The 22,031-nt window shown below is 66.9% G+C and carries 19 protein-coding genes; 16 read left to right on the top strand and 3 right to left on the bottom strand.

Going from position 1 to position 22,031, the window contains the following annotated elements; genetic code table 11:
- The first annotated feature begins 55 nt into the window (after positions 1-55).
- On the top strand, positions 56-970 hold the full coding sequence (locus A5892_RS11090) for an FAD:protein FMN transferase (protein WP_064122855.1): 915 nt from the start codon (positions 56-58) through the stop codon (positions 968-970).
- A gap of 40 nt (positions 971-1,010) precedes the next feature.
- Positions 1,011-2,420: a Si-specific NAD(P)(+) transhydrogenase gene (sthA, locus tag A5892_RS11095; RefSeq protein ID WP_064122856.1), complete on the top strand. Its 1,410-nt coding sequence runs from the start codon at positions 1,011-1,013 to the stop codon at positions 2,418-2,420.
- 1 nt (position 2,421) lies between these two features.
- On the opposite strand, the gene A5892_RS11100 is transcribed toward sthA, so the two are convergent.
- Complete coding sequence (locus A5892_RS11100) at positions 2,422-3,306, bottom strand: hypothetical protein (RefSeq protein WP_064122857.1); 885 nt, start codon at positions 3,304-3,306, stop codon at positions 2,422-2,424.
- A 422-nt stretch (positions 3,307-3,728) separates the two neighbouring features.
- On the opposite strand from A5892_RS11100, the gene A5892_RS11105 reads away from it, so the two are divergent.
- The 9 genes from A5892_RS11105 (at position 3,729) to murB (ending at position 13,595) form a co-directional block, all read left to right on the top strand.
- On the top strand, positions 3,729-4,967 hold the full coding sequence (locus A5892_RS11105) for a lipoprotein-releasing ABC transporter permease subunit (protein ID WP_064122858.1): 1,239 nt from the start codon (positions 3,729-3,731) through the stop codon (positions 4,965-4,967).
- Entirely contained in the window at positions 4,960-5,640 is a 681-nt protein-coding gene (locus tag A5892_RS11110) for an ABC transporter ATP-binding protein (RefSeq protein WP_064122859.1), read from the top strand. Before A5892_RS11105 ends, A5892_RS11110 begins: the two co-directional genes overlap by 8 nt.
- 150 nt (positions 5,641-5,790) lie before the next feature.
- Complete coding sequence (locus tag A5892_RS11115) at positions 5,791-8,112, top strand: DNA internalization-related competence protein ComEC/Rec2 (protein ID WP_064122860.1); 2,322 nt, start codon at positions 5,791-5,793, stop codon at positions 8,110-8,112.
- A gap of 57 nt (positions 8,113-8,169) precedes the next feature.
- Positions 8,170-9,918 carry a lipid A export permease/ATP-binding protein MsbA gene (gene msbA, locus A5892_RS11120; protein WP_064122861.1) on the top strand — a complete coding sequence of 583 codons (1,749 nt, stop codon included), beginning with the start codon at positions 8,170-8,172 and terminating at the stop codon, positions 9,916-9,918.
- Complete coding sequence (gene lpxK / locus A5892_RS11125) at positions 9,915-10,958, top strand: tetraacyldisaccharide 4'-kinase (protein ID WP_064122862.1); 1,044 nt, start codon at positions 9,915-9,917, stop codon at positions 10,956-10,958. Before msbA ends, lpxK begins: the two co-directional genes overlap by 4 nt.
- A gap of 52 nt (positions 10,959-11,010) precedes the next feature.
- Positions 11,011-11,241 carry a Trm112 family protein gene (locus A5892_RS11130; protein ID WP_064122863.1) on the top strand — a complete coding sequence of 77 codons (231 nt, stop codon included), beginning with the start codon at positions 11,011-11,013 and terminating at the stop codon, positions 11,239-11,241.
- A 10-nt stretch (positions 11,242-11,251) separates the two neighbouring features.
- Positions 11,252-12,058 (top strand): 3-deoxy-manno-octulosonate cytidylyltransferase, encoded by an 807-nt coding sequence (kdsB, locus tag A5892_RS11135; RefSeq protein WP_064122864.1) that lies wholly within the window; start codon positions 11,252-11,254, stop codon positions 12,056-12,058.
- Positions 12,055-12,570, top strand: a complete 516-nt coding sequence (locus A5892_RS11140) for a low molecular weight protein-tyrosine-phosphatase (RefSeq protein ID WP_190295599.1) — start codon at positions 12,055-12,057, stop codon at positions 12,568-12,570. Before kdsB ends, A5892_RS11140 begins: the two co-directional genes overlap by 4 nt.
- Positions 12,567-13,595: a UDP-N-acetylmuramate dehydrogenase gene (gene murB / locus A5892_RS11145; RefSeq protein ID WP_223302636.1), complete on the top strand. Its 1,029-nt coding sequence runs from the start codon at positions 12,567-12,569 to the stop codon at positions 13,593-13,595. Before A5892_RS11140 ends, murB begins: the two co-directional genes overlap by 4 nt.
- An 84-nt stretch (positions 13,596-13,679) precedes the next feature.
- On the opposite strand, the gene rne is transcribed toward murB, so the two are convergent.
- The gene (gene rne / locus A5892_RS11150; protein ID WP_064122866.1) at positions 13,680-17,021 is read right to left on the bottom strand and encodes a ribonuclease E; all 3,342 of its coding nucleotides are present in this window, start codon (positions 17,019-17,021) and stop codon (positions 13,680-13,682) included.
- Positions 17,022-17,722: 701 nt separating this feature from the next.
- Between rne and A5892_RS11155 the strand changes: the two genes are divergently transcribed.
- The 3 genes from A5892_RS11155 (at position 17,723) to sppA (ending at position 20,584) form a co-directional block, all read left to right on the top strand.
- Positions 17,723-18,715 (top strand): RluA family pseudouridine synthase, encoded by a 993-nt coding sequence (locus A5892_RS11155; protein WP_223302637.1) that lies wholly within the window; start codon positions 17,723-17,725, stop codon positions 18,713-18,715.
- A gap of 95 nt (positions 18,716-18,810) precedes the next feature.
- Complete coding sequence (locus A5892_RS11160) at positions 18,811-19,506, top strand: HAD family hydrolase (protein ID WP_064122867.1); 696 nt, start codon at positions 18,811-18,813, stop codon at positions 19,504-19,506.
- 31 nt (positions 19,507-19,537) lie between these two features.
- Positions 19,538-20,584, top strand: a complete 1,047-nt coding sequence (gene sppA / locus A5892_RS11165; protein ID WP_064122868.1) for a signal peptide peptidase SppA — start codon at positions 19,538-19,540, stop codon at positions 20,582-20,584.
- Between the two features lie 3 nt (positions 20,585-20,587).
- On the opposite strand, the gene A5892_RS11170 is transcribed toward sppA, so the two are convergent.
- Complete coding sequence (locus tag A5892_RS11170) at positions 20,588-21,169, bottom strand: Maf family protein (protein ID WP_064124453.1); 582 nt, start codon at positions 21,167-21,169, stop codon at positions 20,588-20,590.
- A gap of 108 nt (positions 21,170-21,277) precedes the next feature.
- Between A5892_RS11170 and A5892_RS11175 the strand changes: the two genes are divergently transcribed.
- Together A5892_RS11175 and rpmF are read left to right on the top strand one after the other, a co-directional pair.
- The gene (locus tag A5892_RS11175) at positions 21,278-21,796 is read left to right on the top strand and encodes a YceD family protein (RefSeq protein ID WP_064122869.1); all 519 of its coding nucleotides are present in this window, start codon (positions 21,278-21,280) and stop codon (positions 21,794-21,796) included.
- Between the two features lie 46 nt (positions 21,797-21,842).
- Positions 21,843-22,019, top strand: a complete 177-nt coding sequence (gene rpmF, locus A5892_RS11180) for a 50S ribosomal protein L32 (RefSeq protein ID WP_027349662.1) — start codon at positions 21,843-21,845, stop codon at positions 22,017-22,019.
- The last annotated feature ends 12 nt before the right edge of the window (positions 22,020-22,031 follow it).

Below are 22,031 nucleotides of genomic sequence, written 5' to 3' on the forward strand. Positions count from 1 at the left end.
AGCTCGCTTGCGCGAGCGCTCGCGGGTGGAGGCGGGACGATCGATGAGGTATCCGATGAGGGCTGCGCGGGCGTTGATCCTGCTTGCCATGGTCACGCTGCTCGGCGTGATCGCGCTGTTGGTGGCGATGCTGTGGCCGGCGTCCAACAGCGAGCCTGGGCTCAGGTTCAGTGGGGTCTCCGACGGCGGCGGCTATCGGCTGGTGATTCCCGGCACCTACACGCCGGATCAGGCCGAGCGGCTCAAGCGCTTGATCGGTGCGCGGCTCGAGGAGGTCGATGAGCGCTTCTCGCTGAAGCGCGCCGATAGCGAGGTGGGCCGCCTGGCCCGCGCTCCGCTCGGCGAGGCAGTACCGATCAGTGCCGGCTTGGCGAGTGTGATCGGCGCGCTCTACGCCGCCAGGGAGCTGAGCGGTGGCGCATACGCCGCCTTGTCGCCTACCCCGCTGAGCGCATGGTGGCAGCCGCAGTCGCCAGCGCTCGAGTGGATCGATCGCTTCGTTTGGCATCCCCCAGGTCCAAGCGCCCTGCTATCGTTCGATGATCGAGCGCTACCTTTCGCCCCGGCTCGCCTGGCGGTCGATCGGTTGATCGGTGGGATAGGCGCCGATGCGCTCGCCGATGCGCTCGACAGCGCAGGGGTGGAGCGCTATCGGATCGAAGTGCAGGGTACCGTACGGGTGCGCGGCGGCCCCTGGCCATTCGCGCTCGACGGGGCCGGCTTGCTCTCGCTCGATCACGCGGCGGTGGCCTGGGCCCAGGGCGCGGACGGCACGCAGTGGCTGGTGATCGCGCACCAGGCGCAGGCCGCCCGGCTCACCGCCGATATCCTCGCGGCCGTCGATGCGCAATCCGCCTTCGCACTGGCGCAGCGGCACGGCTGGGCCGTGCGCAGCGTGAATGGCGCGGGGCGAGTCTGGATCAGTAGCGCGTTCGATCGAGTCGAAGTCGAGCAGCCAACGATGCGCTGATGCGCTCAGCACTCTCAAGCGACCAACAGCGAGGCGTCAGATGACAGTATTCAGCTACGACGTGGTGGTGATCGGGACCGGTCCCGCCGGGGAGAGTGCGGCGCTCAATGCCGCCAAGCACGGCAAGCGGGTCGCAGTGGTCGAGCGTCGTCCGGTGGTCGGAGGCAATTGCACCCATAACGGCACGATTCCTTCCAAGACACTGCGTCACACGGTGAAGCAGATCGTCGATTTCAACACCGGGAGGCTGTTTCGCGAGGTCGGCGAGCCGCGGGTCTTCCCGGTGCCCAAGGTGCTCGAACGCTCGCGCCGGGTGATCGAGGAGCAGGTCGAGATGCGTACTCATTTCTACGCCCGCAATCGGATCGACGTGCATTCTGGCCATGCCCGCTTCAAGGATGCCAACACTTTGGTGATCGATCCTCATGACGAGGAGGGCAGCGTCACGCTCAAGTTCACCAGCGCGGTGATCGCCACCGGTTCACGTCCCTACCGGCCCGCGGACATCGACTTCGACCATCCGCGGATCTACTGCGCGGACAAGATACTCACCCTCGAGCACACTCCGCGCAGCCTGATCATCTATGGCGCTGGCGTGATCGGCTGCGAGTATGCGTCGATCTTCTCCGGGCTCGGGGTCCGGGTCGAACTGATCGACAACCGCGATCGGCTGCTGTCGTTTCTCGATGACGAGATCAGCGATGCGCTCTCCTACCATCTGCGCAGCAGCCACGGCGTGCTGGTTCGCCACAAGGAGGAGTACGAGCGGGTCGAGACCGACGACCGGGGAGTGGTGCTCTACCTGCGCTCCGGCAAGCGGCTGCGCGCCGATGCGCTGATGTGGGCCAACGGTCGCACCGGCAATACCGACGACCTGGGCCTCGACGCGATCGGGCTCAAGCCCAACTCGCGCGGCCAGCTCTCGGTCGACGACCACTACCGTACCGAGATCGAGCACATCTACGCCGCCGGCGACGTGATCGGCTGGCCCAGTCTGGCCAGCGCGGCCTATGGGCAGGGCCGCTCGGCCTCCGCCGATCTGCTCGAAAGCCCGCAGTTCAAGCTGGTCGACGACATTCCCACCGGCATCTACACCATCCCCGAGATCAGCTCGCTCGGCCACACCGAGCGCGAACTGACCGACCAGCGCCGGCCCTACGAGGTGGGTGTCGCGATGTTCAAGGAAACCGCGCGGGCGCAGATCACCGGCGATACCGTCGGCATGCTCAAACTGTTGTTCGACCCCGAGAGCCACGAGATCCTCGGTATTCACTGCTTCGGTGACCAGGCCTCGGAGATCGTTCACATCGGCCAGGCGATCATGAATCAGCCCGCCGGGGCCAACACCATCGACTACTTCGTCAACACGACCTTCAATTACCCGACCATGGCCGAAGCCTATCGTACCGCTGCGCTCAACGGCCTCAATCGGGTCGAAGGACTGATCTGAGTCAAGCCCCGCGATAGCGATGGATACGCAGGCTCGGCAGGTAGGGCTCGTCCTCGAGCCGGGCATCGCGCCGCCGCGCGCGGGAGCGCTCCGCCGGCGGGCTGGCGGGCGGCAGGTTGTGATCGGGCAGCCGAGGGCTGCGCTCGCGCTCGCCCGGTGGCAGCACCAGCGGCAGGGCGACGTTCATCGCCTGGCGGGTATGGCCATCTTCGAGTGGTTCGCGAAAGAACAGGTTGGCGCGCATCACCGGCGCCTGGTTCTGCACCTGGGCGAGTATCTCCGCGCTGGGCAGGGCGGCGAGGCGCTGGTATTGGATTCGAACGTGCGGCGCATCGAGATCGAGGCGCTTGAGCCGCTCCTCGGCCTCGGCGACGCTGAGCCGCTTGATCGAGCGGCCGCTCGAGTACCAGGCCATCCGCACCCTGGCGACCGGGGCTGCGGCGAGGGGAATGCGGCGCCAGCACTGCTTGAGGTGCAAACGTGCCATCCCACGGCCCTTGAGATGATCGTGGAGCAGCGGATGACGAAATGGCAGGGTCGCCTTGATCTCGGCGATCATGCCGGGGGCCTGGGCCTTGATCTGCTTGATCAATGCGCCGAAGGCGTCCTTGCGTGCATTCACTGCCTCGACCCGCTGCAGCAGCGCTGCGTCGGCGGCGATCAGCCCCACATAGCTGCGCGTCGCGCGGCCGTCCTGCCCGTCCTGGTACCAGAAGTCGGTGAGCGCCGCGCGCAGCCACGCCTCGGGGTTCTGTGCCGGTTCCAGCTGCCAGCTCGGCAGTCCGGCACTGGCGAAGGCGGCGGCGAGTTCGAGGCTCTGCTCGATCAGATGATCGAATGCGTGTTCCAGCTCGGCGAGCAAGCGGTACTCAGGGGTGGGGGTCATGGTGGCTCTCCCGATGCGTTCGTATACCGTTATCTCACGCATATTGTCGGTCGACAACCGGTGGATTCGATCGGCGCTGGTCCGGCCCGATCACTCGAGTTGGCCGCCTGCGTGGCGCGCGCGCGGCAAGCCCAGGGGCGCGCCGGTTTCGCCCGGCAATGCCTGGCTTGACTGAAATCGCCCATCGGGATTCCGAGCAACCGATGCATGGTGGTGAAAAAGTTCGTACCATGGGCGCCCTTCGACGTCGGGTGCGTGCGTCGCGCACCGGGGACGTGGGCGCTGAACGCTTCGATCCTACGCTGGTCGAAGTCCGAGCACTGCGCGTTCAATCATCGCCGCCTCGCTTGCCGTTACCGCGGTGGGTGGGTAGCTAGATGCAGGCGCGCGGTCGACCGAGCCTTTCCCAGGAATCAACACGCATGCTGGATCGCATTCCTTTTCTGATTGGGCTTCGCTATACGCGAGCCAAACGGCGCAACCACTTCATTTCGTTCATCTCGATGACTTCGATGCTCGGCCTTACCCTCGGGGTGGCGGTGCTGATCCTGGTGCTATCGGTGATGAACGGTTTCGATCATGAGCTGCGCTCGCGGGTGCTCGGCATGGTGCCGCACACCAAGATCGAGCAGCAGGGCGGGGTCCAGGACTGGCAGGCATTTTCCCGCCAGCTCGAGCAGTACCCCCACGTGATCGCCTCGGCCCCCTACGTCGAGCAGCAGGGTATGTTCACCTCGCGAGGGCGCAACTCCGGTGCCCAGGTCACCGGGATCGATCCGGCGCTCGAGCCCAAGGTCTCGATCGTCGCCAACCACATGGTCCAGGGCGATCTCAACGATTTGCAGCCGGGCAGCTGGAACGTGGTGCTGGGTGAGCTGCTCGCTCGCTCGCTCGGTGTCGGCGTCGGCGATCGGGTAACCCTGCTGGTGCCGGAGGCGTCGATCACCCCCGGCGGCGTGTTCCCTCGCCTGCGTGCGTTCACCGTCAGCGGCATCTTCAGCGTCGGTGCCCAGCTCGACGGCAGCCTGGCCTACGCCAACCTGCAGGATATGCAGGCCCTGGCCCGGCTCGATGCGCCCCAAGGCATCCGCTTGCAGCTCGATGATCTGTTCCAGGCCCACCGGGTGACCCAGCAGATCATCGATCAGCTGCCCTACGGATTCCGTGGGATGGACTGGACCTATACCCAGGGCAACCTGTTCCAGGCGATCCAGATGGAGAAGCACTTGATCGGCCTGCTGCTGACGGTGATCGTCGCGGTGGCGGCGTTCAATATCGTCTCCACCCTGGTGATGGTGGTCACCGACAAGCGCGCCGATATCGCCATCCTGCGCACCCTCGGGGCGACGCCGCGGACGATCATGGGGATCTTCGTGGTCCAAGGGTTGACCATCGGGCTGGTCGGCATCCTGCTTGGCCTGGTGTTCGGCGTGCTGCTGGCGCTGTCGATCTCGGAGATCATCGCCTGGGTGCAGAACGTCTTCGGTATCCAGTTCCTCGACCCCAACGTCTACTTCATCAGCTACCTGCCTTCGCGCATCGAGCTCTCCGATCTCGGCGTGATCGTTGGCGTGGCTTTCGTACTGAGTTTCCTGTCCACGCTGTATCCGGCCTGGCGCGCATCCCGCGTGCAGCCGGCGGAGGTGCTGCGCTATGAGTGAGCTGATGCTCGAATGCCGCGACCTGTCCCGGGTCTATCGGGAAGGGCCGCAGGATCTCACCGTGCTCTCGGAGCTAGAGCTCAGGGTCAACGCCGGTGAGCGGGTGGCGATCATCGGCAGTTCCGGCTCCGGGAAGACCACGCTGCTCAACCTGCTTGGCGGACTGGATACTCCCTCCAGCGGTGAAGTGCGCGTGGCCGGGACATCGCTTGCGTCGCTCGGCGAGGCCGAGCTCGGCCGCTTTCGCAATCGCCATATCGGCTTCGTCTACCAGTTCCATCACCTGCTCGCTGAGTTCACCGCGCTTGAGAACATCGCCATGCCGCTGGTGATCCGCGGGCTGACGCGCCGCGAGGCGAGAGTCAAGGCCGAGCAGCTGCTCGAGCGAGTGGGCATGGCGCCGCGCGGCGAGCACAAGCCCGGCGAGCTCTCCGGCGGCGAGCGCCAGCGCGTGGCGATTGCCCGCTCCTTGGTCACCGACCCGAGCCTGGTACTGATGGACGAGCCGACCGGCAATCTGGACCAGACCACTGCTGGGCGGATCCTCGACATGCTCGACGAGATCGCAAGCCAGAGCCGCTGCGCCTTCGTGATCGTCACCCACGATCCGCTGATCGCCTCTCACCAGGACCGCGTTCTGCGTCTCGACGGTGGCAAGTTGAACCCGCAGTGATCGCGTATCGGGCGCGACATCGTGCCCGATCCCGCCCCTGGCCGACCAACGCCGCCCCCTATCGGGGCGGCGTTTGCGTTCCAGGCTACGGGCTCAATCCCGCGCCAATCGTGCCGTTGAATCGAGCATCGGATCGCGACGGGAGGCGCAATGTGGGCGTGGATGGGGGCCGCGAGCGCGACGCTGTCGATCCTCGCCGGCGCAGCACTCGGCATCGGTATCGAGGATGGCCGCTGGACGTCACTCGCTTGGAGCGGGCTGCTCGCGTCGCTGTTATGCGCCTTGGTCTGTCTGCCCGTGCGCTTGAGCATGATGCTGGCGCTCTTCACGCTGGCGCTGGCCCATGGCTTGAGCGCGGTCGACCGCCGCCTGCCGGAGGGGCTCGCCCAGCAGACCCTCTCGCTCGAGGGGCGAATCGTCGAGCTTGAGTGGCGAGAGGATGGCAGTGCGCGCCTCGTGCTGGTGCTCGACAGCTGCGCGCCCATCGATTCCTCCTTGCCCGGCTGCGCCCGACTCTCCCGGGTACGCCTGAGCTGGTTCGCACCGCCCGAGCTGGCGGTGGGCGAGCGCTGGCGAGTGAGTGCGCGCCTGCGTCCGGCCCACGGCTTGGCCAATCCCGACGCTTTCGACTACGGCGCTTGGTTGATGCGTCAGTCCATCGGTGCGACCGGCGGTGTGCGAGCGGCGCCGGGTGCCGTGCGGCTCGCCGCGCCGCGCGCTTCGGCTCGCGCTTGGCTCGAGCGCAGAGTGTCGACGCACATCGAGGCACCGGCCGCGCTGCGCTGGGCCCGAGGCCTGGTGCTCGGTGATGCCAGCGCGTTCGGCCCATCGGATTGGTCGCTGCTCAACGACACCGGCACTACCCACCTGGTGGTGGTCTCCGGCATGCACGTCGGGATGGTCTCGCTTTGGGCACTGGGTGCCGCCCGTTTGGCAGCGAGGCTCTTCACCCCGGGGAGCTGGCGGCAGGCCCGCTGGCCTTGGCTGCTGGCGCTGGGGGTGTCGTTTTGCTACGTCGCGCTTTCCGGCTTTGGTCCGCCGGCGACGAGGGCCTGGGTGATGGCGGTCGCGGTTGCCTGGGCGGCGAGTGGGCAACACGCGTTCGCTTCCTTCACCGGCTGGTGGCTGGCGCTCGGCTTGCTGGTGCTGTTCGACCCGTTGGTGATTCTTCGCCCGGGCCTGTGGCTTTCGTTCATCGCCGTCGCCGCATTGCTGATCGGCTGGCGCTGGCGGCGCAGGCGCAGCGGTCCGCTTGCGCTCCTGCATACCCAACTCACCCTCGGTGTGCTGCTCGACGGCGCGGCGCTGTTCTCTTTCGGGCGGCTTGCGCCGCTGTCGCTGCCGCTCAACCTGGTGGCGATCCCGTGGGTCACGATGGTACTGATGCCGCTCGGCCTGCTGGGCACGCTCTGCGCGCTGTTGCCCTCGGTCGAACCGGCCAGGACGATCTGGCTGCTGTTCGCGCTCGCCGTGGCGGCCTTCGAGGGAGTGCTCGCCCTGGCCGCCGGGGCGGCCCCGGGGTGGGAGCCGCCGGCCGCGCGGGTGTTACCGATCGCGGCTCTGATGGTCTCGATCGGCACGCTCTGGCTGCTGCCCGGGTTCTCGCTGCGCTGGCGGCTGGTGGTGAGCATCGCGCTGTTGCCGCTGGTGCTGGCTCCGCTGAGGTCGCCGCAGCTGCCGGAGGGCGCTTTTCGGCTCACGCTCTACGATGTCGGCCAGGGGCAGCTGGCGGAGATCGAGACCCGCAGCCATCGGCTGCTCTACGACGCAGGCCCACGCACCTTCGGCGGCTTCGTCGCCCTGGAGCGGCTATGGCCGCCGGGGCGGCGATTCGATCTGGCGGTGATCAGCCACGCTGATCTCGACCACGCCGGAGGGGTGGCCGCGCTGCTCGATCGTCACCGGGTCGCCCGCTGGCGCGCACCGCTGCTCGAAAGCCTGCGTTTGCCGCCGACGCTGGCGGCGACGCTTGCCTTCTCCGCTTGCCGTGCCGGTGAGGCGTGGCGTTGGGATGGGGTGACCTTCCGCTTTCTCTGGCCGCCTGTCGAGGAGCCATTGAGCAGCGAAGAGAACCAGCGCTCCTGCGTGCTGTCGATTGAAGGTGAGGGCGGCCGCGTGCTGCTGCTCGGCGATATCGACCAGCGGATCGAGCACCGGCTGCTGCCTGTGCTTTCCGCGCCCCTGGTCGCGATGGTCAGCGCTCATCATGGCAGCGCGAGCTCTTCCGCGCGGGCGCTGCTGGTGCGTGCTCGTCCGCAGCACGTGCTGCACAGCGCGGGTTACTTCAATGCCTTCAGGCATCCCGCCGACGCCGCGGTGAGAAGGATCGACGAGTGGGCGGGATGTCAGTGGAACACCGCCATCGATGGCGCGCTCAGGCTCACCGTCGGCGCCGGCGGCGGCAGGGTGGAGGCCGAGCGAAACCCGCGCGGTGTCGGCCCCGAATGTGTTGGGGTATCATCCAGCCCCTGAATGGAGCGACACGACCGACCGATCGCCGTGGCGGTCGCAAGACCCTGGGAGAGACTCTTGGATCAAACTTCTAGCTGGGCGCTCTATCGCCGTCTGCTTACCTATGTGAAGCCGCTCTGGAAGGGATTCGCGCTTTCGCTGCTGGGCTATGCGATCTATGCGGCTTCCAGTACCTGGATCGCGGACATGATGCGCAGGCTCGTCGATGGCATCCAGAACCCGTCATCGGATTTTCGCTACCTGCTGCCGCTGTTCATCATCGGCATGTTCGCGCTGCGGGGCGTGGGTACCTTCCTCGGCACTTACTGCATGGACTACGTTGCCCGCAAGGTGGTCCACGAACTGCGGGTCGACGTGTTCCGCAACATGCTCAAGCTGCCGGGGCGCTTCTTCGACCAGCACTCGAGCGGACACCTGCTGTCGCGGGTCACCTATCACGTCGAGCAGGTCACCGGGGCTGCGACCAAGGCGCTCACGGTGATCATGCAGGAGGGCTTGTTCGTGATCGGCCTGACCAGCTACCTGCTTTGGACCAATTGGCGACTGACCCTGGTGTTTCTCGCCATCACGCCGCTGATCGGGCTGGTGGTCAACTTCGCCGGCCGCCGGTTTCGGCGCTTGTCCCGGCGCATCCAGCGCTCGGTGGGCGAGGTCACCCACGTCGCCTCCGAGGTGCTCACCGGCTATCGCGTGGTGCGCACCCATGGCGCTGAGGAGCACGAGTACCAGCGCTTTCGCGCGGTCAGCGAGTACAACCGCCAGCAGAGCATGAAGGAGGCGCTGACCCGCGCGGTCAGCGCGCCGGTGATCCAGACCCTGGTCGCGGTCGCGCTGGCCTTCCTGGTCTGGCTTGCGATGGCGCCGGGGCTGATTCGCGAGATGACGCCGGGGCAGTTCGTCGCCTTCATCACTGCCGCGGCGATGATGGCCAAACCGGTCAAGTCGCTGTCCGAGATCAACGGTATGATCCAGAAGGGGCTCGCTGCCGCGCAGGAGCTGTTCGATATTCTCGACCGACCGAAGGAGTCCGACCAGGGCAGCTACGATCCTGGTCGCGTCCAAGGCCGGGTACGCTTCGAGCATGTCGGTTTTCGCTATGAAGAGGATGGCCAGCAGGTACTCGAGGACATCGACTTCGACGTCGAGCCCGGCGAGATGATCGCGCTGGTCGGACGCTCGGGCAGCGGCAAGAGTACGCTGATCAACCTGCTGCCGCGCTTCTACCACCCCAGCGAAGGGCGGCTGCTGCTCGATGGGGTGCCGGTCGAGGACTATAGCCTCGCTGCGCTGCGTCGCCAGCTGTCGCTGGTCAACCAGCAGGTCACCTTGTTCAATGCCAGCATCGCCGACAACATCGCCTACGGGATCGATCATCCCGACCGCGAGGCGATCGTCGCCGCGGCCAAGGCCGCCTATGCCGATGAGTTCATCTCGCGTCTGCCGCAGGGCTACGACACCTTGATCGGCGATAACGGATTGATGCTCTCCGGTGGCCAGCGCCAGCGTCTGGCGATCGCGCGGGCGATCTTCCGCGACGCGCCGATCTTGATCCTCGATGAGGCGACCTCGGCGCTGGACACCGAGTCCGAGCGCTTCATCCAGAAGGCGCTCGAGACCGTCTGCCAGGAGCGTACCACCTTCGTCATCGCCCACCGGCTCTCGACCATCGAGAAGGCCGATCGGATCATGGTGCTCGACCACGGCCGGCTGATCGAGAGCGGTACCCACCGCGAGCTGCTCGCGCTCGACGGTGCCTACGCAGCATTGCATCGGATCCAGTTCAACGAGGAGAGGGTCGAGGCATGAGCCTTGGCTCGCGGTTCGAGCAGGGGTGGTACCGGGGCGCTCGCTGGACGGCGTGGCTCACCCCGCTCGAGTATCTCTACCGCATGGTGGTGGCCAGGCGCAGGGCGCGCTACCGCGCCGCCCCTTCGAGCCGCTATCGGGCGTCGGTGCCGGTGATCGTGGTGGGCAATCTCACCGTCGGTGGCACCGGCAAGTCGCCGCTGGTCGCCTGGCTGGTCGAGCTGCTGCGCGAAGAGGGTTGGCGCCCCGGGATCGTTTCGCGCGGCTATGGCGGCAAGGCCGAGGTGTATCCGCTGCGGGTCGAGGCCGATACCGACCCCCGGGTCGCCGGCGACGAACCGGTGATGCTGGCGCGCCAGACCGGGGTGCCGCTGGTGGTGGCGCCGAAGCGTGCGAGCGCGGTGGCGATGCTGGTCGAGGATGGCTGCGATATCGTGGTCAGCGATGACGGCCTGCAGCACTATGCGCTCGAGCGTGATCTCGAACTGGTGGTGGTCGATGGCGCCCGCGGTTTCGGCAACGGTCGCTGCCTGCCGGCCGGGCCGCTGCGCGAGCCCCTGGCCCGGCTCGACGAGGTCGATGCGGTGCTGGTCAACGGCGAGCCAGCCATGCCGATGCCAGCAGGCTTTCATCGCGCACGACTGGTACCGGTCGCTTTTCGCCGCCTGAGCGACGATGCGCGCTGGCCGCTCGAACCTTTGCCTTTCTCGGTGCCGGTCCATGCACTGGCCGGGATCGGCAATCCCGAGCGCTTCTTCGCCAGCCTGGAGGCGCTGGGTGTCGAATGTCGCCGCCATCCCTTCGCCGACCACCACCGTTTTACCCCCGAGGATCTCGACTTCGGCGATGATCTGCCGCGAGTGATGACCGCCAAGGACGCAGTGAAGTGTCGTCCTTTCGCCGACCCGGGCTGCTGGGCGCTGGACGTCGAGCTGCAGCCGGAGCCGGCGTTCGCCGAGATGCTGCGCGATCGTCTCAAGACGCTGGGCCCGCCTTCGCATGGTCGAGCTGGGGTCGATGCCGTCGTCGGTTTACCATGACGATAAGATCCCACCGTTCGTTCAAACGTTCGTTCAAAGAAGGAATTCAACGATGGACAAGGAGCTGCTGGCGATGCTGGTTTGCCCACAAAGCCAAGGCAAGCTGGAATACGACCGCGAGCGAGAGGAGTTGATCTGCCGCGAGAGCGGTTTGGCCTATCCGATCCGCGATGGCATCCCGGTGATGCTGGTCGAGGAGGCGCGGCTGCTCGAGGTCGAGGAGAAGCTTGGCAAGCCGCGTCTCGAACCGCCCGCGCTGGGCCTGGACCAGCCGCGTGGGTGAGGAGGCCGCGATGGACGAGCCGCTGTTCGAACGAGGATTCTGGGTGGTGATTCCGGCGCGCTTCGCCTCGGCCCGGCTGCCGGGCAAGCCGCTGGTCGAGATCGCCGGCATGCCGATGATCGAGCACGTCTGGCGCCGGGCCTGCGCCTCGAGCGCCCACCGGGTAGTGATCGCGACCGATGATGAGCGTATCGAGCGGGTCGCGCGCGACTTCGGCGCCGAGGTGATGCTGACCTCGCCGGATCACGAGAACGGCACCTCGCGCTTGGCCGAGGTGGCCGAGCGGTTCGAGCTGCCGGCCGATACCCGGGTGGTCAATGTCCAGGGCGACGAGCCGCTGCTGCCGTCGACGCTGATCGACCTGGTCGCCGAGAGCCTCTTGGCCAACCCCGAGGCGTCGATCGCGACCCTCGCAGAGCCGATCAGCGACCCTGAGACCCTGGCGCGCGCAAGCGTGGTCAAGGTGGTGCGCGACCAGCTGGGGCGTGCGCTCTACTTCTCCCGTGCGCCGATTCCCTGGCAGCGTGAAAGCTGGGGCGACGAGGGGCCCGGGTCGCTCGACTCCCTGCCGACGCCGGCGAGATTCGATGCCGGCTGGCTGCGCCACATCGGGCTCTATGGCTATCGCGTCGGTTTCCTTCAGCGCTACGCCGGCTGGCCGCCCGCACCGATAGAACAGCTCGAACAGCTGGAACAGCTGCGCGCGCTCTACTACGGCCACCGTATCCAGGTCGAGGTCACGCCGGTCGAGTATCCGGCTGGTATCGATACTCCCGAGGACCTTGCCCGGGTTCGGCGCCTGCTGGAGGGGCGATGAGCGCGCCGGAAAGCCATGCAGTTGCCGAGGTGAGCGTGCTGTTCGTCTGCCTGGGCAACATCTGCCGCTCGCCGACGGCCGAGGGCGTGTTTCGCCATCGGCTCGCGCAGCGTGGGCTCTCTTCTCGGGTAGCGGTCGATTCATGCGGTACCGGCGGCTATCACCGCGGCGAGCCGCCGGATGCCCGCGCGCGTCGTGAGGCGCGAGCCCGCGGCATGCCGATCGACGATCTTCGCGCCAGGGGGCTGATCCAGCGCGATTTCGCTCGCTTCGACTATCTGCTGGCGATGGACCGCGCCAATCTCGATACGCTAAAGCGCCTCGCCCCGGCGGACTTCACCGGGCGCATCGCGCTGCTGCTCGACTTCGCGGCCGGGCATCGGGGCGGGGAGATTCCCGATCCCTACTTCGGCGCTGACGACGGCTTCGGCCAGGTATTCGAGCTGGTCGAGGCGGGATGCGCGGGCCTGATCGCCGAGCTCTGCTCTCGGTTTGGATGGCGGCAAGCTTGAAGATCATTGCCAACGCGCCGCTCGATGCGGCCAATACCCTAGGTTTTTCCGCCTTCGCCGAATGGCTGGTACGGCCGGCCGACCTCGCTGAGCTGCGTGGCTCGCTGGCGTTGGCGCGCCGATCCGGCTGGCCTGTGACCCTGCTCGGTGGTGGCAGCAACGTGGTGCTTTTCCCTCGTTTGGAAGGACTGGTCGTGATCCCGAGCGGCGTTCGCCGCTGGTTCGAGATCGACGGCGAGGAAGCGCGTCTGCATGTGGAGGCAGGGGTGGACTGGCCGACGCTGGTGGAGGAGGTCGCGCGAGCCGGCTGGTGGGGCCTTGAGAACCTGGCGCTGATTCCCGGACGCGCGGGCGCCGCCCCGGTGCAGAATATCGGTGCCTATGGCGTCGAGCTCGCCGACTGCCTCGAGGCGGTCCACGTGGTCGATCTGGCCGACGGTCGCTATCGGGTGATGGCTCGCGACGCTTGTGGCTTCGGCTATCGCGAGAGTCGATTCAAGAACGAGTTGAGCGGACGGGTGGCGATCGTCCGGCTGGTGCTGAGAGTGTCACGAAAGGCCCGGGCTAAGCTTGGCTATGGAGATCTGGCCGAGCGGGCGGCTGGTGCCGTCCATCCTCTGCAGGTGGTGGAGGCGGTCAGCGCGATTCGCCGCGAGAAGCTGCCCGATCCCGCCCGTCTCGCCAATGTCGGCAGCTTCTTCAAGAATCCAGTGGTCTCGCTCGAGCAGGCCGAGCGGCTGCGTGTCGAGCATCCCCAGCTGCCTTGCTATCCGGCGCAAGGGGGAGTCAAGCTCGCCGCCGGCTGGCTGATCGAGCATTGCGGTTTCAAAGGCACGCGCAGCGCGGCGTTCGGCGTGCACGATCGCCAGGCGCTGGTGCTGGTGCACTTCGGTGGTGGCAAGGCTTGCGAACTGATCGCTTTTGCCGCACGGATCTCTGCCGAGGTGGAACGCCGGTTCGGGGTCAGGCTCGAACCCGAACCGCGCAGGCTTGGGCAGGAGGTTTCCCCCGGGCTGGTGGTCTAGCCGACGGTGTGATCCAAAAAAACCCGGCCATGGCCGGGTTTCGTCGTTCGAACGGGTAGGAGCCGGCAGGCGGCTCCCACAGCGTCAGTGGTCGTGCTTCTCCTGCTGCTGACGACGCTGTTCACGCGGGTCATTGTGAGCACGGCGGCGCGAGCGGCGCTGGTTGGCCTGTTCGGCGGTTTCGGCCGCAGCGTCGGCCGCCGGGGCGGTGGCATCGGCTTTGACCGCAGCGTCGGGCTTCGCTTCGCTTCGCTCTGCGACCTTGTCTTCACTGGCTTTGGCCTGAGCCGCGGGCTTGGCCTCATGCTTGGCGTCGCTGGCCTTGGCCGGAGCCTCATGCTTGGCTTCGGCCGCGCTGGCTTTGACCTGAACCTTGGGCTTGGCCTCATGCTTGGCTTCGGCCGCGCCGGCTTTGACCTCAACCTCGGGCTCCACCTCGTGCTTGGCTTCGCTGGCCTTGGCCGGAGCCTCGGGCTTCGCCTCATGCATGCCTTCTGTCTTCACGTCGCCGGCTTTTTCCTTGGCCCCGGGCGCCATGCTCGGCTGGTCCGATTCCTGGCCCGGCATGCCGACCTTGCCGACGGGTTCGCTGGCTTCATCGGTTGGCGCCGCGGTGGCGGAGTCGGGAAGCTGACGCGAGGGCTCGACGATTGAAGGACCGCTGCCACGAGGACTGGCAGGAGTGGCCAGCTGCGCCTCGTTCTGGTCGTTCTGGTCGTTCTGGTCGTGCGACGAGCGTGCGGGTGCTTTGCTCTCCACGTCCTTGACCTCGGCGCTCGCCGCTGGCTCGCTCACCGGGACCGCAGGATAGGCGATTCCACCTTCCGCTGCGGCCGCGTTGGCGAGGATCGCGCTGCCGGAGGCCGGCTTCGTTGCGGCCTGGCGCTCGTCGGTCGCGGTGCTTTCGCCCGGTGCCGGCGCGCTGTCGCGACCGAAAGTGCGGTTGCCGCCTTGGACTTCGCGCTCCTGGCGGCGCTGCGAGCCGCGCGGGTTACGAGGCCGCTCCTGTGGTTGCGCGTCGCTGCTTTGGGGTTGCTCCGCGCCGTCCTGGGGTTCGGGCGTTTGTGCGACCGGCGCGACTGTCGTCTCGTCTGCACCATCCTTCGCTGCCGCGGCCTGCAGGTGCTGCTGCTCGGCGATCGCATCGGGATTGAGCGCACGGGTGCGGGTACGCTTGCGCGGGTTGTTGCGCGTGCGCTTGGGCTGGTTGGCAGTGTCCTGCTCGACAGGCGCATCGGGCTGGACGGGCTGCTTGCGAGCTTCAGCGCGGCCGCTCTGGCGCTCCTGATCGCGCGGGGGCGCGCTCTCTTTCACCGGCTGGGTATCGCGTCCAACGGTCGGTTTTTCGCGCGCGCTCGGCTCGACCACCTTGTCGGTGTCACGCGGGCGGCGTGACTCTTGGCGGGCGCCCTCCGGGGTCTTGCCGCGTGCGTCTTCGCCACGCTCATCGCGGCGCGGGCGACGCTGGCGGCCGCCGTCGCGCTCTTCCTTCACCCGCTGCTCGGTCGGCTCCCGGGCCTGTTCGCGCGCGCCTTGGCCACCGTTGGTGTCGCGGCGCGAGCCGTTGCCCTGGCCGTTGCCACGGGTAGCGTTGCCCGGCGCCCGCTTGGAAGTGGCGGCGCTTTGCTGCTTGGCACCGGCGTCACGCTCGGCATCGCTGGTCGCAGCTTCGCCGCCCAGGATGCGCCCCATGCTGCGTACCAGACGGGTGATGAAGCCGCCTTCGCTGGTAGCCGGCGCGGCTGGCGCTGCCTGCGCTGCCGGCGCGGTCGGGGCTGGCTCCGCCAGGACGGGCTCCTCGATCAGCGACGAAGGCGCCGGGGTGGTGTGGCTTACGGTCTTGACCGCGGCCTCGGTGCGCGCGGCTACCTTGCCGATACCGCTTTCGACCACCGGTGCCTCGTAGTGGGTATCCAGCTCGAAGCTCGACTTGCCGAGCTCCTCTTCCTCGATCTGGTCGTCACGCAGGCGCTGCACATCGTAGTGCGGGGTGTCCATGTCGGGCTCGGGCAGGAGCATCACCCGCACGCCCTGGCGCCGCTCGATTTCGGCGAGGACGTGGCGCTTTTCGTTGAGCAGGTAGGTCGCGACCGGTACCGGCAGCACCGCGCGAATCTGGGCGCTGCGATCCTTCATCGCCTCTTCTTCGATCAGGCGCAGGATCGACAGCGACAGCGAGCGGACGTCGCGGATGGTGCCTTGGCCATTGCAGCGCGGGCAGACCACGCCGCTGGTCTCGCCGAGCGAGGGGCGCAGGCGCTGGCGCGACATCTCCATCAGACCGAAGCGCGAGATACGCCCGACCTGCACTCGAGCACGGTCGAGCTTGAGCGCGTCGCGCATGCGGTTCTCGACTTCGCGCTGGTTCTTCGCCGGCGACATGTCGATGAAATCGATCACCACCAGTCCGCCGGAGTCGCGCAGGCGCAGCTGGCGTGCGATCTCGTCGGCGGCCTCGAGGTTGGTTTGCAGCGCGGTTTCCTCGATATCGCCGCCGCGAGTGGCACGCGCGGAGTTGATGTCGATCGACACCAGCGCTTCGGTGTTGTCGATCACGATCGCGCCGCCGGAGGGGAGCTTCACCTCGCGCTGGTAGGCGGTCTCGATCTGCGACTCGATCTGGAAGCGAGAGAACAGCGGCACTTCATCCTGGTAGAGCTTGATCTTCTGCTGGTAGCTCGGCATCACCTGCTGGACGAAGCCAAGCGCCTCGGCATAGACGCTTTCTCCATCGATCAGCACTTCGCCGATATCCTGGCGCAGGTAGTCACGCATCGCGCGGATGATGACGTTGGACTCGCGGTAGATCAGGAAGGGGGCGGAGCGCTGGTTGGCCTCCTCGGTGATCGCTTCCCAGACCTGGACCAGGTAGTCGAGGTCCCACTGCAGCTCCTCGCTCGATCGCCCGATGCCAGCGGTACGCACGATCACGCCCATCTTGTCGGGCAGGCGCAGGTCGTTCATCGCCTCTTTCAACTGGCTGCGCTCATCACCCTCGATGCGTCGGGAAATACCTCCGGCACGGGGGTTGTTGGGCATCAGTACGAGGAACCGGCCGGCCAGGCTGATGAAGGTGGTCAGCGCCGCACCTTTGTTGCCGCGCTCTTCCTTGTCGACCTGGACGATGATCTCCTGGCCTTCCTTGAGCACTTCGCGGATGTTGGGGCGACCGCCGGAGGAGGGGTCCTTGACGAAGTATTCGCGGGCGACTTCCTTGAGCGGCAGGAAGCCGTGGCGTTCGGCGCCGAAATCGACGAAGGCGGCCTCGAGGCTCGGTTCTACCCGAGTGATCCTGGCGCGATAGATGTTGGCCTTCTTCTGTTCACGAGCACCTGATTCGATGTCGAGGTCGTAAAGGCGTTGTCCATCCACCAGAGCGACGCGAAGCTCCTCGGGCTGCGTCGCATTGATGAGCATTCTTTTCATATCGTCTCGCTGACTTAGTCGCGCCGGGCGACGGGCGTCGGCGAACCGCTTGGTGCTTCGTGTTGTGCTCAGCGCATGTCGGGTGGTGCGTCCTGCACGTCCTACGATCGGACCGCGTCCGCGGAGCCGAGGTGGAGACGAACAAGGTGTGCAAGGTTGGTCATGATGAGTACGAGGCGGTGAGCGGAACGTGTTGCGGTGGCAATGCGCCATCCGGTTCCGCGGTCGACCGCCAGACACCTGGCATTCGTCGATTCGATGACGCCGACTCCGGCACGGGATGATGGTAAGTACCCGTACATTTCGAAACCGGGCGTTTCGTTTTTTCGCGCCTAGTGCACGCTGTGCCGGCCCGCTGAAGGGTCGGTCCCTGCAAGACCGAGCCGTCGAGCCGCTCGTGGCGGTTGCTCGCACGGTGGTTTTGGCCTTGTCGTGCAACGTGTGTTCAGCGCGTTCTATATCGTTTGCCAGGCCCGCATGTCCTTGATCTCGCGGGCGCTTTGGGTGCAGCGGCGATGCCGCCGCTTACCCCATGTAGGCAGGCGGAATATACCAACAAAGGCCTGGGCGAGCAATTGGCGTCGGCGGCGCGACAATCGGCTAGAATGGCCGATCAAGCCGCGAGGGCGCTTCGTTTGGAGCACCGCGGCAATGGAGGCTCGCGACGGCGTCGCGGGTCTTTGGCGAGACAGGGGAGCGGTATGGGCGACAAGCAGGAGACGCAGGCGCAGTCCACGCAGGGGCAATCCATGCAGGGGCAGGGCGTGCAATGGCTGGAGGTCAACGAGGGGCAGCATGGTCAGCGGCTCGACAACTACCTCCTCGGTCGGCTGAAGGGGGCGCCGAAGTCGCTCGTCTATAGGATCATTCGTCGCGGCGAGGTGCGGGTCAACAAGGGGCGCGCCAAGGCCGAGACCCGGCTTGCGACCGGCGACATGGTCAGGGTGCCACCGCTGCGCCTGGCACCGGAAGAGGCGGTGCAGGAAGTCTCCGAAAATCTGAAGAATCTGCTCGCCAGCAGCGTGCTGGCCGAGTCCCACGATTGGCTGGCGATCAACAAGCCGGCGGGGCTCGCCGTGCACGGCGGCAGCGGTGTGAAGATCGGGTTGATCGAGGCGCTGAGGCAGGTCCGCTACGACTTGCCTTTTCTCGAACTGGTGCATCGTCTCGATCGCGACACCTCGGGATGTCTGCTGCTGGCCAAGAGTCGCGAGGGGCTTTTGGCGCTCAACACGGCGATCAAGGACAAGCACATGGACAAGCGCTATCTCGCGCTGGTCGAAGGGCGCTGGCCCGCGCGTCGCGACTGGGTCGCCGCGCCTCTCGCCCGTTACGACGCAGGCAACGGCGAGCGCCGGGTGCGGGTGGAGCGCGACGGCAAGCGTTCGCGCACGCTGTTCAACGTGCGTGAGACATTCGTGCGCGCCACCTTGGTCGAGGCATCGCCGATCACCGGGCGGACCCACCAGATTCGCGTCCATGCCGCCCACGTCGGGCATCCGCTGCTCAACGACGCTAAGTACGGCAGTCACGAAGGGGTGCGGATCAGCGCGCAGCTCGGGCTCGATCGGCTGTTCCTGCACGCTCACTCGCTCGGTTTCGAGGATCCGCGCAGCGGGCGACCGATCGAGCTCAAGGCGCGCCTCGACCCGGCGCTCGACGCCGTGCTCGTGCGCGCTCGCGAGGCGCGCTGATCGAGGGGCCGGGATGCGTATTGAGCTCGCCGACGCGCTCCCCTCGGGACGAACGGCGAGGGTCGGGGAAAATCTTGAGGGCGAGGACGGGATAAATGCGCTATCGGCTGGTGATCTTCGATTGGGACGGCACGTTGATGGATTCGGTCGCGCGGATCGTCGCGGCGATGCAGCGCGCCGGGCGCGAGCTGGGAATGGGAGAGTTCGCGCCGCAGCAGGTTCGTGACATCGTGGGGCTGGGGCTGCCGGAGGCGATCTCGACACTGGCGCCCGGGCTCTGCCCCGAGCGTGCCGAGGCGCTGCGCCAGCGCTACGTCGAGCATTTCGTCGCCGCCGAGACGCAGGCGCCGGACACTCGCTTCTTTTCCGGTGTGGAGGAGGGGCTGGGTGCGCTGCATCGCCAGGGCATGCGGCTCGCGGTGGCGACCGGGAAGAGCCGGCGCGGACTCGACCGGGCGCTGGACAAGGCGGCCGGGGTGGCGGGTTTTTTCGAGGCCAGCCGTACCGCCGACCTGACCCGCTCGAAGCCCGATCCGCTGATGCTGGCCGAGCTGTTGGAGGAGACCGGTGTCGACGTAGAGCAGGCGCTGATGGTCGGGGATAGCGAATACGACCTGGCGATGGCCCGGGCGCTCGGCATGGACGCGGTCGGGGTCGCATGGGGCGTTCACGCGCCACAGCGACTGATGCGTCAGGCGCCGCTATGGGTCTGCGAGGATTTCGCCGCGCTGGTCGACTGGCTGGGCGGGGGCGCTATGCGCTCCCGGATACCTGGTGCGGTCGCGATGTGATCTTTTGGAGTCAGCTGGCAGGAAGCGTGCAATGAGCAATGAACGAAACGAATGGGACGAGCCGGCGGGCGGTGAGCGCATGGCGAAGACGCAAGCTGCGTCCGATGCCTCGGGAGCCGCGGCGGTGAGCGAGGCCCAGGCGCGGGCGACGCTGATCCGCCTGGCCGAGGAGATGCTGGTCGAACGGCGCCGCTCGCGGCGCTGGCGGCTCTTCTTCCGCTTGGTCAAGCTGGTGATCTGGTTGGTCATCTTCGCCGGCATCATTTGGGCGGTGATGCGCTACGACGGCGACGCCGGCGTGGTCGGTCCCCACGTCGGGGTGGTCGAGATCGACGGCGTGATCTCCGATGATAGCGAGGCCAGTGCCGAGCGCATCATAGAAGGGCTCGACGCCGCTTGGACCAGCTCGGCCCAGGCGGTGGTGCTGCACATCAATAGCCCTGGCGGCACCCCGGTGCAGGCGCAGCGAATCTACGCCGAAGTGATGCGCTTGCGCGATGCCGGAGACAAGCCGATCTATGCGGTGATCGAGGATCTTGGCGCCAGCGGCGCCTACTACGTCGCCTCGGCGGCCGAGCGGATCTACGCCTCGCCCTCGAGCCTGGTCGGCTCGATCGGGGTGATCCACGCCGGCTTCGGGCTGGAGGGGGCGATCGATAAGCTGGGCATCGAACGTCGCGTGTTCACCGCCGGCGAGAACAAGGACCTGCTCGATCCATTCAGGCCGGTGACGCCCCGGCAGCAGGCGTTCTGGCAGCAGGTGCTCGATACCACGCATCGTCAGTTCGTCGACGCGGTGAAGGCAGGGCGCGGGGATCGTCTGGCGGACGACCCGGAGCTGTTCAGTGGCCTGGTCTGGAGCGGTGAGCAGGCGATGTCGCTGGGGCTGGTCGATGAGTTGCAGAGCTTCGATCAGGTGATCCGGGCCCAGGTCGGTGACGCCACTGCCTACGTCGACTACACCCCCAAGGTCGATCCGTTGGAAAGAGTGGCCCAGCGCCTTGGTGTCGTGGCGGCGAGCTTCCTCGGTCTCGAGCTCGAAACCTCACGCTCGCCTCTGCGTTATCAGCTGCGCTGAGCCTCACCTGGCGCCGAGCGGGTCCAGGCCCGCCCGGCGCAGCATTGCGCAGAGTCGAATCAGGGGCAGGCCGATCAGCGTATTCGGATCATCGCCCTCGAAACGCTCGAACAGTGCGATGCCCAGCCCCTCCATGCGAAAGGCGCCTGCGCAGTCCAGCGGCCGTTCGCGCGCGACGTAGCGCTCGATCTCATCCGCGCTCAGGCCTCTGAACACCACGTCGAAGCGCTCCACCGCGCTCTGGTGCGTGCCGCTGCGTCCATCGGCCAGCGCAAGCCCGGTATGGAAGCTCACCCGCTGGCCGGAAAAGCCGCGTAGCTGCTCGCGGGCGGCGGCCTCGCTGCCAGGCTTGCCCAGGGTGAGTCCGTTGAAGGCGCAGACCTGGTCCGAGCCGATCACCAGCGCTTGCGGGTGCTCCCGGGCTACCTTCCAGGCTTTCTCAAGCGCCAGTCTTGCCGCCAGCGCTTCGGCGGATTCATGCTCTCCGGGGGTTTCGTCGATCTCCGGTGAGACGCAGTGATAGTCCATTCCCAGGCGGTCGAGCAGCGCTCGGCGATAGGGCGAGGAGCTGGCGAGAATCAGCATCGGCGGCGGTGTGTCGTTCAAGCGGGGCTTCCATGGCGGGGTGATCGGTAGATATGGTGCGCGGCGCGCTTTGACAGGCGCCTGGACAGTCCCTATTATTGCGCGCCTATGTCAACCATGCGAATTCCCCACACCGTCGAGCCCTACCGGCTGGCCGCCAACGCCGAGCGACTGGAAGGCCTGATCCCGCTCGCTTCGATGCCGCGTTTGGTTGATGCGCTCGGCGAGCAGCAAGGCGACTGCCGGGTGCGCCTCGCCTTCGATGTCGACGCTCAGCGCCAGCGTCATATCGATGGCAGGCTCGAAGCGCGGGTGACGATGCACTGCCAGCGTTGCCTGCAGCCGATGGAGGTCGAGGTCGAAAGCGACTTCCTGCTCGCGATGGTCTCGAGCGACGCCCTCGCGGCGGAGCTGCCGAAGCGTTATGAGCCGGTGCTGGTCGAAAACGAACAGCTTCAGCTGCTGCCGGTGGTCGAGGACGAACTGCTCCTCAGCCTCCCGCAGGTGGTCTATCACGATGATGCCGATTGCGGCGTCTCGCGCGACCAGCTGCAGAGCGGCAAAGCCGTCGAGGACGACAGGACCAACCCATTCAGCGTGCTGCGTTCGCTGAAGGACAAACCTTGATTCTCCGGGCGCCCTGCGCTCGGACACTACCCGTAGGAGATTCAACATGGCCGTTCAACAGAATCGCAAGACCCGCTCCAAGCGCGGCATGCGTCGTGCCCACGATGCCCTCAGCGCTCCGGCGCTGGCCCAGGACAAAGAGACCGGCACTACCCATCGCCGTCACCACGTCTCTCCCGACGGCTTCTATCGTGGCCGCAAGGTCGTCGACGTCGACGCCTGAGCGCGGCGTCGA

This window comes from Halotalea alkalilenta, from assembly GCF_001648175.1.
Classification (GTDB): Bacteria; Pseudomonadota; Gammaproteobacteria; order Pseudomonadales; family Halomonadaceae; genus Halotalea; species Halotalea alkalilenta_A.